Annotated in this window: 16 protein-coding genes and 2 pseudogenes; 5 read left to right on the top strand and 13 right to left on the bottom strand. The window is 48.2% G+C overall.

Going from position 1 to position 14,687, the window contains the following annotated elements; genetic code table 11:
• Window positions 1-2: 2 nt before the first annotated feature.
• Entirely contained in the window at window positions 3-1,169 is a 1,167-nt protein-coding gene (locus tag GZ1_RS03510; RefSeq protein ID WP_020753624.1) for a COG1470 family protein, read from the bottom strand.
• 134 nt (window positions 1,170-1,303) lie between these two features.
• Between GZ1_RS03510 and GZ1_RS03505 the strand changes: the two genes are divergently transcribed.
• Window positions 1,304-1,885, top strand: coding sequence for a sigma-70 family RNA polymerase sigma factor (locus tag GZ1_RS03505; protein WP_015374119.1), 582 nt, complete (start codon window positions 1,304-1,306; stop codon window positions 1,883-1,885).
• The gene (locus tag GZ1_RS03500; RefSeq protein ID WP_174520666.1) at window positions 1,875-2,624 is read left to right on the top strand and encodes an anti-sigma factor; all 750 of its coding nucleotides are present in this window, start codon (window positions 1,875-1,877) and stop codon (window positions 2,622-2,624) included. Before GZ1_RS03505 ends, GZ1_RS03500 begins: the two co-directional genes overlap by 11 nt.
• Window positions 2,625-2,984: 360 nt before the next feature.
• On the opposite strand, the gene GZ1_RS03495 is transcribed toward GZ1_RS03500, so the two are convergent.
• The 10 genes and pseudogenes from GZ1_RS03495 to GZ1_RS03455 form a co-directional block, all read right to left on the bottom strand.
• A complete protein-coding gene (locus GZ1_RS03495; RefSeq protein WP_033004621.1) occupies window positions 2,985-4,103 on the bottom strand; it encodes a TIGR04053 family radical SAM/SPASM domain-containing protein in 1,119 nt (372 codons plus the stop codon).
• Between the two features lie 195 nt (window positions 4,104-4,298).
• A complete protein-coding gene (locus GZ1_RS03490; protein ID WP_033004622.1) occupies window positions 4,299-4,940 on the bottom strand; it encodes an ABC transporter ATP-binding protein in 642 nt (213 codons plus the stop codon).
• A 15-nt stretch (window positions 4,941-4,955) separates the two neighbouring features.
• Window positions 4,956-6,449, bottom strand: a complete 1,494-nt coding sequence (locus GZ1_RS03485) for a hypothetical protein (RefSeq protein ID WP_020753630.1) — start codon at window positions 6,447-6,449, stop codon at window positions 4,956-4,958.
• A complete protein-coding gene (locus GZ1_RS03480) occupies window positions 6,442-7,221 on the bottom strand; it encodes a hypothetical protein (protein WP_020753631.1) in 780 nt (259 codons plus the stop codon). Before GZ1_RS03480 ends, GZ1_RS03485 begins: the two co-directional genes overlap by 8 nt.
• An 81-nt stretch (window positions 7,222-7,302) precedes the next feature.
• Window positions 7,303-7,680: a hypothetical protein gene (locus GZ1_RS03475; RefSeq protein WP_020753632.1), complete on the bottom strand. Its 378-nt coding sequence runs from the start codon at window positions 7,678-7,680 to the stop codon at window positions 7,303-7,305.
• Between the two features lie 269 nt (window positions 7,681-7,949).
• Window positions 7,950-8,145: pseudogene (locus GZ1_RS18810) on the bottom strand (hypothetical protein); the annotation flags it as partial.
• 110 nt (window positions 8,146-8,255) lie between these two features.
• Window positions 8,256-8,624 (bottom strand): hypothetical protein, encoded by a 369-nt coding sequence (locus GZ1_RS03470; RefSeq protein WP_033024870.1) that lies wholly within the window; start codon window positions 8,622-8,624, stop codon window positions 8,256-8,258.
• A gap of 19 nt (window positions 8,625-8,643) precedes the next feature.
• Window positions 8,644-9,294, bottom strand: coding sequence for an ABC transporter ATP-binding protein (locus GZ1_RS03465; RefSeq protein WP_033004627.1), 651 nt, complete (start codon window positions 9,292-9,294; stop codon window positions 8,644-8,646).
• Window positions 9,295-9,313: 19 nt separating this feature from the next.
• A complete protein-coding gene (locus GZ1_RS03460; protein ID WP_060787874.1) occupies window positions 9,314-11,296 on the bottom strand; it encodes a bacteriocin-associated integral membrane family protein in 1,983 nt (660 codons plus the stop codon).
• Between the two features lie 98 nt (window positions 11,297-11,394).
• The gene (locus tag GZ1_RS03455) at window positions 11,395-11,766 is read right to left on the bottom strand and encodes a lactococcin 972 family bacteriocin (protein WP_020753638.1); all 372 of its coding nucleotides are present in this window, start codon (window positions 11,764-11,766) and stop codon (window positions 11,395-11,397) included.
• Window positions 11,767-12,113: 347 nt separating this feature from the next.
• Here GZ1_RS03455 and GZ1_RS03450 point away from each other — a divergent pair, with 347 nt between their 5' ends.
• Window positions 12,114-12,716 carry a response regulator transcription factor gene (locus GZ1_RS03450; RefSeq protein WP_083509266.1) on the top strand — a complete coding sequence of 201 codons (603 nt, stop codon included), beginning with the start codon at window positions 12,114-12,116 and terminating at the stop codon, window positions 12,714-12,716.
• Between the two features lie 108 nt (window positions 12,717-12,824).
• On the opposite strand, the gene GZ1_RS03445 is transcribed toward GZ1_RS03450, so the two are convergent.
• The gene (locus GZ1_RS03445) at window positions 12,825-13,406 is read right to left on the bottom strand and encodes a molybdenum cofactor guanylyltransferase (protein ID WP_060787900.1); all 582 of its coding nucleotides are present in this window, start codon (window positions 13,404-13,406) and stop codon (window positions 12,825-12,827) included.
• 104 nt (window positions 13,407-13,510) lie between these two features.
• A complete protein-coding gene (locus tag GZ1_RS03440) occupies window positions 13,511-13,744 on the bottom strand; it encodes a DUF2249 domain-containing protein (protein ID WP_013523134.1) in 234 nt (77 codons plus the stop codon).
• Between the two features lie 129 nt (window positions 13,745-13,873).
• Between GZ1_RS03440 and GZ1_RS19180 the strand changes: the two genes are divergently transcribed.
• Entirely contained in the window at window positions 13,874-14,041 is a 168-nt protein-coding gene (locus tag GZ1_RS19180; protein WP_014195091.1) for a hypothetical protein, read from the top strand.
• A 445-nt stretch (window positions 14,042-14,486) separates the two neighbouring features.
• Window positions 14,487-14,687, top strand: a pseudogene (locus GZ1_RS03435) (hypothetical protein); the annotation flags it as partial.

Below are 14,687 nucleotides of genomic sequence, written 5' to 3'. Positions count from 1 at the left end.
GCTTACCTCCTCCCGTATGTTTTGATCAAATAGTACAGCCCTCCGGCCACCCCGAGAATGATCAACACCGCCACCACGCCCCAAACGGTCGACGTTTTGACCGAGACGCGAAACGCCGCCTCCGCCGACGTTTCCGCCGTTTGCGCCTGGAAGTTGACGACATAATCCCCAGCGATCGCTTCATCCGACGCTTTCACTTTCGCCTTGACTGTTTTGGAATCGCCCGGGTTCAGCTGGGCGATCGTGCTTTGATCGAATTCCACTTCCCAATCAGGCGGAGCGTCAGCCGTCATATTGATGTTCAAAAGCGGAGCGCTTCCGGTGTTTTTGACGACAAGATCGATCACCCGTTCATGCCCCGCCGTCACATCGGTGCTTAAGTTTCCTGACGGCGTCGTCAGTTTGAGCGCATACGTGCCCGTAATGACCGCTTCTAACGTCAGCTCAGCCGACGTATCGCTCGTTTGCGCTTTGATCGGGATTTTGTACGTGCCCGCTTTCACATTTTCCGGCGGTTTGATCTCTACGGTAATGTCTCTTGATTCATTCGGCTCGAGTTTCACCGACGTAACGGAATTGCCTTCCGATTTGAACGTGACTTGCCAACCTTTTTCCGCCGCCGAACTTAACGCGTAATTTTGCGTCTTGGCGGTTCGGTTTTTCAGCGTGACATCATACGTGAAGCTCGAATCCGCGTGCCCCTCGAGGTTCGTTTGTTCCGACGTCAGTTCCGTTTTAAACGATCCTTGTTCCGTCACGCGGACAAGCAGCGGCAATTTCGATGAACCACTCTCCCCTTTCGCGACGAGCCAAAAGCGGTAATCCCCTTTGTCGGCATCCAGCGGCACGGTCACTTCCAACGTGACCTGTTCTTCTTTTCCGCCTCGGACGGACAGCTGCTCAATCGTTCTCCCCTCAGCGGTAATCGAAGTCGACCATCCTTTCGGCAGGTGGTCAAACGAGAAGGTGACGTTTTCAATGTTGGAACCGTTGTTGATGACATTGACCGTATAGTCGATTGTTTCCCCCGGCGTCACGGAAAGCCCGGTGTATGGCGTGAAGAGAACAACACCGCTTGCCGCCGCTGCCGGGCGGATCGGAAGAAGAAGCGAAAAGAGCGTCAAGATCATGGCGAACATCATGATGACCCTGCTTCGCACGACGTTCACTCCCTCCTTCTGTTTTCACTTCGTATACGCCAGAAATGGATCAATGGATTTGTTTTGCAGGAGAAAAATGAAATTGTAGAATAGATGCAGTAGGGGCAACAATTCCATCAAGCATGTGTCGGGAGGTGGGCAAGATGGAAGATCGACGGGAAGACATGGAACTGCTCGAGAAGATCGCCGAAGGCTCGCGCGCCGCCTTTGACCGTTTTTACGAAAAATACGCTCCGATGGTCTATCATATCGCTCTTCGAATCGTCGGCAACGAGGTGGAGGCGGAAGATGTCAGCCACGATGTGTTTCTCGAAATCTTGCAAAAACCGCACCAATTTGATCCGAAGCGGGGAAGCGTTCAAGCCTTTCTTGCCGTGAAAACGAAAAGCCGGTCGCTCGACCGCCTGCGCAAGAAACGGGATTTGCTAGTGAGCCGCCTTGAGGAAGCGGCTTTAAAAGAAAAGGGGGCGGAATTCTACTTTCTCCGCCAACTGGAACAACAAGTCATCCTCGATGCGTTAGCCCATCTCCCCGAGGAGCAGCGGCAAGCGATCATTCACTTTTACTTTCACGGGGAAACCCAGCGGGAAATCGCCGCCGCGATGAACAAACCGTTAGGCTCCGTCAAGTCGCTCATCCGCTACGGCTTGCGCAATTTGCGGAAACAAAAAGAGTTGTTCCACTGGATGGAAGCTGGCAGAGGTGAAGAACAGCATGAAGCATAGCCATATTTCGGAAGCAAAAATCGTGGACTGGCTGTTAGGGATGCTGCCAGAACAAGAAAAAGAAGACGTGTCCAACCATCTTAAGTACTGCCTTGAATGCCAACGCCTGCTTGAAGCGTGGAAAGACATGGGGCTTAAAGAGGCAGCCCAATATGAAGCACCGCCCCTTTCTCACAAAGAGCGAATTTGGGCACAAGCGGAAGCGCAAAGACAAACAGCGCGCGCGCAGCGAAAGGTCCGCATCGCTTCGGGATGGATCGGCGCCGCTTTGGCCGTCTTCCTTTTCGCCTTGTGCCTTTCCGCTTCGAACGACGGGCCGACCGCTTCCCATGGCGGATCGGATGAGCCATATCGATACCAGATTGTCAAACAACATACCGACATTCCAATTGAGCGAATCATCCGTAATCCCAAAACGAAACAAATTCCGATTGAACCATCGGCGCTCTTTCAACAGATGGACGGCACGATTTGGCTCAATAACGATACGAAGGAAATGCTGATGGAAATTGAAGGGTTGCCGCCGTTTGCGACTCGCGATTATCAATTGTGGATCATTTACACCAACAACGAGGTCAAAGGGGAGCTGTTGACGATCCGCCACGGAGCGGCGCGCATTTTGATCACCGGCGAGGATGTCAAACAGTTCAAGCAAATTAAAGCGAGCCTCGAACCAAAGGGAGGAAGCGCGGCGCCGACCGGGCCGGAGACATTTATTGTCGATTTGGACCACGAATGATATTTCAACATTGAACGCTCTCCCACCTACGCTTGAGCTTTGAGGTGGGAGATTCTTGGGAACACCCGCCCCACAGCAGGCTGTCCACCAAGCCATCCCCGTGCGTCCCACGTTTCTTTACCCCTTCTGTTCTGTGGAAGCAAGAGGAAGAGTGACGGCAAATCCCGATTCATCCCCCACTTACGCTCACGCGTGGAAGTGGGGGATCTTCTCGGTTCAGGATGATAAAAACGGGGAAGGGCGCCTGCTCCTTCCCCGTATGTTTTGGACACATCACCAACGTCCGCCGCATGCGCCCGGGCAACCGTCTCACGAACGCCGCAGCGCCGTCATTTTAAGCGGCCGTTTTTCACCGCTCTCTTACCGTTGGCTTCGCTCTTTTGTCCGCAGCGCCTTTGGAATGTAAACACAATACGGCTCGCTTTCCAAATAGTCTCCCGTCACCGCGTACGCCCGCGAGCGTGAGCCGCCGCACACATATCGGAACTCGCAGACGCCGCATTTTCCTTTATATTTGTCCGGATTGCGCAAGTCTTGGAAAATCGGCGAGTGTCGGTAAATGTCCGCCAGCGGCGTTTCCCGGACGTTCCCTGCCTTCACCGGCAGCAGCCCGCTTGGGTAGACATCGCCGATATGGGAGATAAAAACAAAGCCGTTGCCGTCGTTTACTCCTTTCGGCGCGCGGCCGAGCCCGTCGACTTGTCCGGTTAAGCCTTTGTTCAACACGTCTTCGTAACGGATGCCGCCTTTTGCCGCTTTTCCTTCACGCATTTTCGCCTGCAGCACGACGCGGCGGTAATGCTGACCCGCCGTTGTTTTGATGTCAAACGGGACGCGCTTGCTCGTCTCATACAGCCAGCGGAACACCCGCTCATGCTCGATGGGGGAAATCATATCCTCCTCTTTTCCCCTGCCTGTCGGCACAAGGAAAAAGACGCTCCAAAGGACGCATTTCAGCTTCTCCACCAACGCCGCCATCTCGTCAAGCACATGAACGTTGTATCGCGAAATGACGGTGTTGATTTGCACGGGAATGTCGAGCTCATGCAAGTAGTGAATCGCACGGATCGTCAAATCAAACGAGCCGCTCACGCCGCGGAAATGGTCGTGAATCTCGGCGTTTGGCCCGTCAAGGCTAAACGCCCAGCGCGACAGGCCGACCTCTTTTGCTTTGCGGATCGCCTCTTTCGTCACGTTCGGCGTCGCGCTCGGCGTCATGGACACGCGCAATCCTTTATCGATCGCATATTTCGCTAAATCGTACACATCCGGGCGCATGAGCGGATCGCCGCCCGTAAAGACGAGCATCGGCTGATCCATCTCGTAAATCTCATCGATCAGTTTTTTCCCTTCCTCAAACGTCAACTCGCGCGGATCGCGATGGTATTGCGCTTCGGCGCGGCAATGAAGGCACTTGAGTTGACAAGCTCTCGTCAATTCCCAAATCACAATAAACGGATTTTCATTAAAATCGCGCATGGCGGCCCCCTCCTTGGCCTCCATTGTACCGCAACATTCAGGCGCGTTATGTGATATGGATCACATTTAGACCTCAACGCTAATTCCATCTTATCTTTCGATTAGCTCAACTGAAACTCCGAAACTGTGGTCAGCCAAAATGGAGGAGACCTTTATTTCAATTTATATATGAATGTGAGCTTATAACATCGCGTTCTACTTTTTTACTTTTTCAAGTCTGAAACGATTGATTCTGTACACTTCATCACAAAGAACATCAATATCCTCTTGATTATGGCTAGTGAGCAAAATCGTCCTCCCTTCTTCCTTGAATTTCCGAAGCAAGTTTCGGATATTTTCAACGCTGTCAGCATCTAAAGCATTGAATGGTTCATCTAAAATAAGCGTTTGTTGATCCTCCATAATGGCTTGAGCAATAGCAAGCTTTTGTTTCATTCCAAGTGAGTAATGTTTGACCTTTTGCGTCGATTCTGGATCTAAACCGACCAACCTCATCGTTTGCTTTATTTTGTCATCACTGATTTTGTTTCGAATGAGAGCCAATGCTTTTAGATTATCAAACCCTGTCTTTCCCGCTATATATCCAGGCCGATCAATGATAATTCCAAAATCACTGGGAAATCGTTTATTGACCCCCAACTCTTCCCCGTCCACGATCACCCTACCGTGATTAGGGAATAGAAATCCACATATGAGTTTGAATAAGACAGACTTTCCTGAACCGTTAGGACCAATAATTCCATAAATTTTCCCCTTTTCCACTGCAAAATTCACGTTTTCAAAAATCGTTGCTCCTTTAAATGATTTACTGACTTGATCTAACAGGATATGCGGCAACTTACTCACTCCTTTTTAGAAATCGAGATCTTGTTTGGAAAAGACATACAGCAAGAAAACAATGGCGAAAACATTCCATAAGAATAGAACGGTGCTGATGCGGTAAATCGAATCATTTGTCAATAAATACGCCATGCTATTCAATCCAGATGGAATAATCCCCCAGTTATTAAAACCCGGGAACATAAAAAATGAAAGTATAGCGATCCCTACGAAACTATAAAATGTTTCTTTGCTCAGCCAAGAGATCAGAAACACAAATAGGACATAAAACGAAACTTGAAGGTAGCCGTTGACCAAAAAATGATAAAACATATCAAGCAATGTAACTGAACGGTCAATAGAAACATGGAAATCAAAAGAAAAACGTTTCAACGACAAAATGAACAAAGCGAGCAATGCTAAAGCGAATAAATATAATCCAATGTATAGCATGATCTTATGATACCACGCCCAAAACCATCGGCTGATCGACTGATAACGCACTAACTTGTAATACCCCATTTCCGACAATTCCGTCTGCAAATGCAATTGGACCAAATAGATGACCCCAAAATAAAGAACCCAATAACATAAAAACGACTTGAAATAAAACGCTTGTTTGGAACCGCCTATAAACATGAAAAGAAACTGGTCCCAAACAGTTTGTCCCACGTTCTCTCGCATTCCAGACCATAATGCTAGAACAACCAAGACAATAAAAGCGGTATATTTCCAATTGTACCCTTTCACATTCAAATCCAGTCGATTGACAATCCATATGAGCAGGATCATCCATCCTATAACCACCGAAAACGATCCCCATATATTGCTGAACTGAGCAACCCCCGAATGCAAAATCAAGTAATGGCACAAATTAAACAGGGAATGAGGAGAAAGAAGTTTAAATGACACTACGCCATACACCCATATGAACACCGCAACAAACACGACAATGTCCTTGTTTTTCCACTTTACATAAAGGATGGCCAAAACAAGGTGAATACAGCTGACACTGAAAACAAGCAAAGCTAAATGCAACACCAACGCTAAAATGGGACTGTTTATAAATTTTTGCAATATTTGCGTTTCGCTTAGAGAAGCATTCAGCCTACTAAACGGACTCCAGCCAGCAAAAGAAGGGGCGCCGATTGACAAAACGAGGCTCACTGCTCCCCAAACGATTATCGATATGCTGGCACTTTGCATCAATCGAACTAGTGTCGCATACACCCAACTTCGATAAGAACCCAACCGTATCAAAACTGCATAATCAAAATCAGACATCATAATTGAAATAGAACGGTATAGAAAGACCGGCAAGATAAAATATAAGATAAGGTAAATATCACCAAAAAACTTATGCAACAAATCCCATTTATTCAACAATAATTTTGTTTGCAACGAAGCAACATACATATGCTCTTTAGCACTTAATCCATATATGTAAATCACTACTCCGAAGAGAATCCATTTGAATGCCAATAGTTCATCCACAAAATCCTTCCATTTGTTTACTACCCTAGTCATGGTGCTTATGCAACCTTTCCTTTAAATAGAACATCAATACCATCACCACAAAACATAAGAAGAGGAATGGCACGAATACTGTCCATAAAGGTTGTTGCGATATACTGAAAGGAAAAATCGTAAAGGTAGGGGAAAATTGGTCATACCCCAAAACTTGAGTAATAAAGTTTCCCAACAAGTAATAAACAAATGGAATGGAAAGCGCTATAAAAGGCTTCTCCAAAATCATGACGAGCAATAATCCCATTGTCGCATACATCATTCCATTCAGCCCTACCCATAGTGAGTAAAGAACTCCATATGGCAGCGTGCCAAGGACAAGCAACTGCTCAAACGTTGTATAAGGGATAGGATTCCCATTAGTTGGATAGAAACGAACAATTCCTAAATAAGGTTCAATATACATAGAAAATATAAAAGGGACGAATACGATCAAAAAGGCAATCAAAAAAGATAGAATCGCATTGACGATCAATTTGCTCAAGAAGTAAGTCGTCAAAGGGATGCGGATACGTACATATGGGATAAAATGGTTTTTTTGTTCACTTGGGAAGGAAATCGAATACACAAGAACCATGATAATGGGAAACAACAGCGGCACAAAATTCGAATTCAAGCGGAGAAAAAGATCCAATTGCCTATAGTAAACGTAGCCATCCTTGATTAGCATAAATTGGATGACAGGCAGAACCAACACCAATGCAGCCCAAACAATGCACTGACGCCACGTAAAGACTCTCACAAATTCCACTTTCACTTGATGCCCCAACATGCTTTACACCCTTTCCCAAGCTTGTTTTCATGTTCAAAGAGAATGGACCATCCAAACGGTTTGGTCCATTCTCATGATAAATCAATTGCTTCTCCACTCCCCTTTTACCCTGACATCTACTAATTGAGTAAGATCCGAGCTAAACTCCACTCTCGCATCCTTGCCTGCTTTGATCGAATTAGGCAGTTTGAATGGTCCCCCAACCGTTTCGATACGGACCCAAGGTCCAGTTCCTCCGCTATAAGAATACACTCTTGCATCCAGTGCTTTCCCCAGTATCGATACTTTCAAATCTGCTGACGCGCCGGTAGTCGACTTCGTTTGCTGAGGAGTAAACGCATTATCATTGAATCTTGGAACAATCACGTCATAATCATCATACGTCGTTCCCGCCTGAGCTACTCCTCCTGCGGCCAGAAGCCCTGCTGCTAAAGCAAGCACGGCAAATTTCTTCTTCATTGAGCATCATCCTCCTCATTATTTCAGAGATCACCGGCCGGCTTCACCCTTACTGTACCAAAATAACATTAAAAAAACATCCGTATTTTCCGCAAATTTCATGGCGGAAAATACCTATTTTTGAAATTTCGTTTACAGAGATTGATCGATATTGTAAAATTTTAACGAATGAAGTTGAGAGAAATGGCCTCATGGATCAAAACAGCACATCACTTATCCCCTGTAAAACTCCATGTTTCACCGCAACGTGTGTTCCAACCAAATCAGTGTTCGACATCCAGCAGCACCAGGATATCCGTTTGGCGGCGGAATTCATCGACAAGCGACGGGTGGCTGAACGATATACAATTCATCGGCGACCGGATCAAGCGCCGCGACCGACCAAGTGAAAAACGGAGCTCCTTCGTATAGCGCAAACGCCTTTGGCCGCCAGATAAAAGACACAAAGTAATTAAAAACGTTCACAAATGAAAAAGGGGCTGATCCAAAACTCTCTCGTGTTCTGGGTCAGCCCTATTGCCATGAAAAAGCAGCTCAACCACGTCCTTTTTCAAACTTGAGAAATGAGCACCTTCTCATCTTTTGATCAGTTCAACCGGAACCCCGAAACTGTGATTGGTCAAAATGGAAGAAACAGCATCCCGTTCCTTTTTTGTATGATAAACAATGTGAATAAGCGCTTCATCCGCTTGATCTCCGCACGGTGCCCCCACTCTCACGCTGACGCCCTCTCCGATGTTCTCTAAGCGAGCGACAAGATCCCGGTGCTGACTCAATGCACGTTTCACTTCGGATTGGCTCGGCAGCTTTCCGCATTCAGGTCGAGAGAATTCTTGTTTGCCCGGAAACGGGATAAGCGACAACCCTATCCCTCCTCCTGCCACCAAAAGCCCTCCGCCCAACACTACGGCAATGCCAATGGCCCACCATCTTTTTTTCGTCATCTTGATTTGCCCTCCCTCCTTAACCATGACGAATCCCTTTTAGCGCGTGCATGGCATGAGCAGCTTGCATCATTTTCTCATCATGAGTGGCGACGATAACCGTTCTTCCTTGCTTCGCCAATAATTGAAGCAGCTCGATGACGCGATCACCGTTGGCCTCATCAAGAGAGGCCGTCGGCTCATCAGCAAAAATGACTTGTGCATCTTTATAGAGAGCGCGGGCAATGGCCAAACGTCGCTTTTCACCTCCGCTTAGCCGAGCGGCCAATTCTCGTTCTCTTCCATCCAATCCCGTTTCCGATAACACTTTGCGCACCTTCTCCTTGTCGCCAACGACTTTCGAACGAAACAAACTCGAAGCCATTGTGACATTAAACGCAACCGATTCTTCCTCAATGATTCCGTAATCTTGGAGAACGAATGCCGCATGGTGTTTCCAAAACAGACGGCGTTGCTTCGCTCCCCAATTGGTTGTGTCGACACCATCCATCAATACCCGTCCGCTTGTCGGCCGCAAAAGCAAGCCAAGCACATGGAGAAGCGTCGTTTTGCCCGCTCCGCTTGGACCGACAAGCGCCGTCAAAGCTCCAGGGGAGCATACGACACTTTCGTTCTCCATAATCGTTCGCTCATTAATCATCATCGTCACTTGATCGGCCTCAATTCTCATGGAGCCTTCCTCCTTCTTTCTACAACTGGCGCAGGGAGTTTTTCGCAAACACCCAAGCTGCCGCGCCAATATGTATGAACGGCAAAGCAAGCAGTACAAGCGCCCCTGTTAAACCGACTGGCAACCAGCTGTTTGTTCCTTGAAATAGCATGATCACCATGACCATGATCCCCCCTAAAAACCACTCTTTCACGATTCGCCCGCGCAACACCGCCCACCAAGATGCCCCAGCAAGGCGAAGAGGAAAATCGCGTTTTGCTTTTAACACAGCCATAATAAACGCACTAATGGCGGAGGCAATAGCCAAGGCCGCTAAAAGACCAACAATCGATCCAATTCTAAGCCACACGAAATAGGCATAAAGCTGCGCGCGCAAAATTCCTTCCTCCGCCATATAGTTGACGCGGATCCGGTTCTGAAGGCCGCGTTCAGATACGAGTTTCTGTGTTTCCTCTAGTCCGACAAAACTCAACTCCGACGAAGAAGCGACAGAGATCAAAAAGTTGTCATTGAATAATGAATGGACATGAGGGGCAACCAACAATAACACCTCCTTCGGCCGGGCAAACTCAAGCTGTCCGCCAAAGCGGACAAATGGAAAAGGGGACGATCCGGTCAAACGACACATCTTGACCTCATGCCATATGGCTTGAGCCTGTTGCTGGTTTCTTACATATAACGGGATGGAGAGTTCGACAAATTGTCTCACGTCCTTTGGAATCTGTTCCAGCGCAAGAGGAACCAAAGATAGCCCTTTGTTCTTTTTGCGAACGATATCCAACCATCGCTCATTCACGATAACCATGTAACGATACGGCGCAATGGTCATGCCATCGATGGCGAAATCGTCTTCCGTCCACGCTTTCGATAACACTACGCGATCGTCGGCCTCCGCTTGTCGAACCATGTCCCCCACCGATGGTTGCAACATCTGAAACAACTGCTCGATTTCCGCTCCCCCCGCTCTTCCTGGACGGGACGGGAACACCAACACCGCTTGATCAGCCAACGACTTCCACATGATTTGTTCCTGTGCTGTTTTTCTAGCATTCGTATAAGCTGAAACCGCCGGTGAGACAGCGGAAAGGACGAAAGCAAATACAGCGAGTTTCAATACAGCCGAACTTCTGGCCAAACGCTTGACAGCAGGTTCGCGCATCGCCAACATCTCTGGATTCGGCCATGAGGCAACAGAAAAAATCAACGCGCAAGCCATTGTCAAAGAGATCACCATCGCCTCAGCCAAAAGCAACACTTTACTATAGTAAGGCACGAATCCCCATCCATAGACAAAGCCGACATAAAGAGCGGCCAAGACGTCCAATATAGCGGCGGCCAAAACCATAGCCAGCAAAAAGTGGCTGAAATCCTCGCATTGGATGCGCGACGTCGGAACTCCCGCCAACACACGCAACGCGCGCCCTTTCGCTTTGACCGCCAGCCAGTATAAAGCTAATGACACCATCAGCGCCGAAACAGCCAACAGCGCCACACCAAAATCGCTTTGCACGATCAAAAATTGGAGAATGGTCAACAGAGTCTCTTCGTTCCACTTCTGATCGACCCGATGCGACGCCAGCCAATGTTTCAACTCGTCTATATGATCGGTTTTCCCTGTCACCAAATAATCGCCATTGGCAAACGAATGGGCCAACGCGCGGCGATCGCGGATCTCCGCATCTGGCTCATGGCCAAAGCGCTGAATTCTCTTTGGAAAATCCCCTTTCTCCCCCACTTGAACAAAGATCTGTCCCGACTGATCCCCCCGTAAATCTGGCGCGATTTTCATCAATCCTAGTTCCCATCGATCGCTCATCGCCCCCAACTGTTGAAACACATCTTCCTGACGCAAATCAGACTGGCTAAAATCCAATGTCACTTTCGCTTTCACATCCAGCTGTTCCGGAAAAAAGCGGTCATGGACATCCGAAACAACAATCGCTACGAAAGCTAAGAGAAGAAACTGCACAGCGGAAACAGCGACCACGATTTTTTTATGCATGAGCCTCATTCCTTCCCTAATCCATCATCCCCCGGAAGAGAAAGACCCCATCCCGCTCGGGAAGGGGTGAAAGAAAAGCTTCCAGTCAAACAGATTCATTATTTGCAAATTCTATAGTAATAGGCGTCATCAGACCATGGGAAATTTAGAGCCCCTTTCTCAGCAGCAGAGGTCAATCCTGCAGGGGTATCGACACTTCTTAACATCTCACCATTGTATACAACTGTTGAACCGTGGCACGAAGTTGGATGATAGTAATAGGAGCGAACCATAGCATTCCAGAAGCCATATGTCCATTTTCCTCCCTCACTTGGATATTGGACGGTAGGACCTGGATGCAGCCACGCTCCAGCTTGATTTGGGTTTGCCAAGCCAAAAGCGATGATGGAAAGCACCAACACACCAGCCAATGCCATGACCTTTCGCAACAATACATGGACGGTTTTAGGCGAAGCAAGAATCCCAAACATCAGTAATCCCCCTTTTTATACTTCATGCTTTGATCCAAAATACATCACCAATGATTGAGAACACAGGAATTAGCCGGCCGGCTTCACCCTTACTGTACCAAAATAAAATCGAAAAAACATCCGTATTTTCCGCAAATTTCATTGCGGAAAATACCTATTTTTTGAAGCTTCGTTTACAGAGATTGATCTATATTGTAAAATTTTAACGAATGGAGTTGAGAGAAATGGCCTTATGGATCAAAACAGCACATCACTCATCCCATGTAAAACTCCATGTTTCACCGCAACGTGTGTTCCAACCAAATGCGTCGCTACTCGCTGCGTTTTACGGGGGAGGGGGAGAGACAATGGTGAAAATCAACATTTTGATCATAGGGGAGCATGACCTTGTCATGGATGGCATCCGTCAGCTTTTGGAACGCGAGCCCGACTTGGAAGTAGTGGGAACCGTCTTCTCTCCAGCCGAACTAGAGAAGGAGATCGCTCACTTCCAGCCTGATATCATTGTCATCGATGCTCCAAGCCAAGGGGAAAACTGCCTCATTTGGACAAAGAACATCTCATCACGATTCCCTGCAAGCAAAGTGGTCGTGTTATCGGGGGATGCCAGTACAGAATATGTACAGGCCGTCCACGAAGCAGGGGCCTATGCTTTTGTATCCAAATGCGACTCTGCCGAAACCCTGATTCACGCCATTCGGGAAAGCTATCGCGGGGTGAAATCGTTTCCGGCCGATCTTGCTTTCTATGATGGTTCGCCCTTGACCGACATGGAGTTGGCCGTTCTCGATCTCATTGCTAGAGACAAAACAAACAGCGAAATCGGCGAACAACTGAACATCAGCAAACGAACCGTGGAACACCACGTGTCTTCCATTTTGCGAAAACTTCGCGTCAAATCGCGGGCGGGAGCAGTCGGAAAAGCATTTAGACTTGGCTTGCTTGAGTAACCCTGTTTAGTGGTGGGCGATTCAGGCAACTGAACCATTCCATGGTCAAGGATGGCTCTTCTGATTGAAAAAAGTGTATGCTGTGTCTGCTTCGGCCACAATCCCCCTTCACCGGTACTCTTCCTCCGTATTGACATTGCGCCATACGTCTCCATCCGCGGCAAGCTGCTCGGCATCCACCCAGCGGACGCGGGCGCGGTCAAGGAGCGAAATCATCCGCCGTTCGCCGTCATCAAGCAGTTCAGCAATCACGAGGCTGAGCCGCCGGTGGTATAAGGCGACCAATGGCTCTGGGCGGCCGCCATGGAGCGGGACGATGGCATCAACCATCGGATCGATATGAGAAGCAAGCCGCTCTGTCACTTCCCTCCGCATGTACGGCATGTCGCACGGCAAGACGAATACCCAGTCGGCTCGACTCTGCTCCATGACGGTGTAAAGGCCGGCCAGCGGCCCAGAACCACGGTAACGCTCCACATCAAGCAGCACCGGGATGTTGGTTTGCCGGCGGAATTCATCGACAAGCGACGGATGGCTGACGATGTACAGTTCATCAGTGATCGGATCGAGCGCCGCCACAGACCAAGTGAAAAACGGAGCGCCTTCGTGCAGCGCAAACGCCTTCGGCCGCCCGAATCGGCGCGACTGGCCGCCGGCCAGCACCGCTCCGGCAATCGTTTGTTTCATCATGCTTCCCCTTTCCGGACATCCATCGTTTGTTTTTACCGTACCATACGAACCGGCGAAAAAAAAGATTTCCGCCTGCAGACGGAAATCCCAATGGAGCGGATGATTTATTTTTTGCCGATGGCCACCCGCCATACGTCCGGCCCTTCCTCTAAGTACTCCCATGTAAATTGATCCGGACGCTCCATCATGAATTGGTATTGCAGCGGACGCGGGTCATGGTCATTCGTCAGCTCCATCACTTCCCCCGGCTTCAAACTGTCAAACAGCCGAAAAATTGCCGGATGGCGGTCGCGCGGCGGATAGTCCGGGGCGTGGATTTTGGCGGCAAATTGGTTCATAACATTGGCCTCCTTTGTAGTATAATGAATTATATACTTTATCATAACCGCTTGAACCTTGGGGGGTAGTGACGAGCGTCACAGCCCGAAGGTGAACATGTTCAATCCCCATGAAAGGAGAAATGGCGGTTGGAAGAGCTTGTTGGCTTTTGCGCGCAATGCGGCAAGCCGATCCATTGTCTGCATGGGTTCTTAAATGGCGTCGTCAGCCGAGAAACAGAGACGTTGTACTGCTTTCCGTGCCATGACAAGCAAAAGGAAATGGAACACACCACGCCGGACAAATGCCACAAGTGATTGAAAACGCTCACAAACGAAGGGAGCTGACCCAAAAATCCGCTAAAAAGCGGACTTTTGGAGCCAGCTCTTTCTTTATTAAGTAAGCCGTGTATTGATCATGAACGATTCTGAATCAAACCCTATTTATTTATAAGGAAATTCAATTTTCGTCAAAACAATGTCGCTGTCGGGATTAACATGACCGTACGGGCTAAAACGCACTCCTTTTCCTGGACGGATACAAAGCGACAATGACACAAAACGTTATTTTCAAATTTCTACGAATCATTTATAATATGAATGGGGAACGATTGTCCTCATTTGTTCTGCGCTACAATCCCATCCCTTTCCTCAACCACTTACTCTACACGCTCGTTTCCCCAGTCCTCAAAAGAAAGGAGCGATTCATCATCACTCGCTTTTCCAGGGCTGCTATATATCTTATTAGAAGGGAGGATTTTCCTTGGAAGAGATATTGAAACAAATTTTGGACAAGCTCCAAATGATCGAACATGAAGTAAGCGACGTCAAAACAAACATGGCAACGAAACAGGAGCTCGAAGAAGTGAAGCAAAACTTCACAACAGAGCTTGAGGATATTAAAGCCAACATGGCAACGAAACAAGAACTTGAAGAAGTGAAGCATAGTTTCACAAAAGAGATC

The organism is Geobacillus zalihae NBRC 101842, from assembly GCF_001544135.1.
GTDB classification, from domain to species: domain Bacteria; phylum Bacillota; class Bacilli; order Bacillales; family Anoxybacillaceae; genus Geobacillus; species Geobacillus zalihae.
This window is presented reverse-complemented; position numbering and strand designations above follow the sequence as displayed.

Excerpts from the sequence above, each read along its gene's own strand:
- GZ1_RS03480 (WP_020753631.1), bottom strand. The coding sequence starts at position 7,221 with ATGTTGGGGCATCAAGTGAAAGTGGAATTTGTGAGAGTCTTTACGTGG.
- GZ1_RS03460 (WP_060787874.1), bottom strand. The coding sequence starts at position 11,296 with ATGCATAAAAAAATCGTGGTCGCTGTTTCCGCTGTGCAGTTTCTTCTC.
- GZ1_RS03455 (WP_020753638.1), bottom strand. The coding sequence starts at position 11,766 with ATGTTTGGGATTCTTGCTTCGCCTAAAACCGTCCATGTATTGTTGCGA.
- GZ1_RS03485 (WP_020753630.1), bottom strand. The coding sequence starts at position 6,449 with ATGACTAGGGTAGTAAACAAATGGAAGGATTTTGTGGATGAACTATTG.
- GZ1_RS03475 (WP_020753632.1), bottom strand. The coding sequence starts at position 7,680 with ATGAAGAAGAAATTTGCCGTGCTTGCTTTAGCAGCAGGGCTTCTGGCC.
- GZ1_RS03445 (WP_060787900.1), bottom strand. The coding sequence starts at position 13,406 with ATGATGAAACAAACGATTGCCGGAGCGGTGCTGGCCGGCGGCCAGTCG.
- GZ1_RS03500 (WP_174520666.1), top strand. The coding sequence starts at position 1,875 with ATGAAGCATAGCCATATTTCGGAAGCAAAAATCGTGGACTGGCTGTTA.
- GZ1_RS03465 (WP_033004627.1), bottom strand. The coding sequence starts at position 9,294 with ATGAGAATTGAGGCCGATCAAGTGACGATGATGATTAATGAGCGAACG.
- GZ1_RS03450 (WP_083509266.1), top strand. The coding sequence starts at position 12,114 with ATGGTGAAAATCAACATTTTGATCATAGGGGAGCATGACCTTGTCATG.
- GZ1_RS03495 (WP_033004621.1), bottom strand. The coding sequence starts at position 4,103 with ATGCGCGATTTTAATGAAAATCCGTTTATTGTGATTTGGGAATTGACG.
- GZ1_RS03470 (WP_033024870.1), bottom strand. The coding sequence starts at position 8,624 with ATGACGAAAAAAAGATGGTGGGCCATTGGCATTGCCGTAGTGTTGGGC.
- GZ1_RS03440 (WP_013523134.1), bottom strand. The coding sequence starts at position 13,744 with ATGAACCAATTTGCCGCCAAAATCCACGCCCCGGACTATCCGCCGCGC.
- GZ1_RS03505 (WP_015374119.1), top strand. The coding sequence starts at position 1,304 with ATGGAAGATCGACGGGAAGACATGGAACTGCTCGAGAAGATCGCCGAA.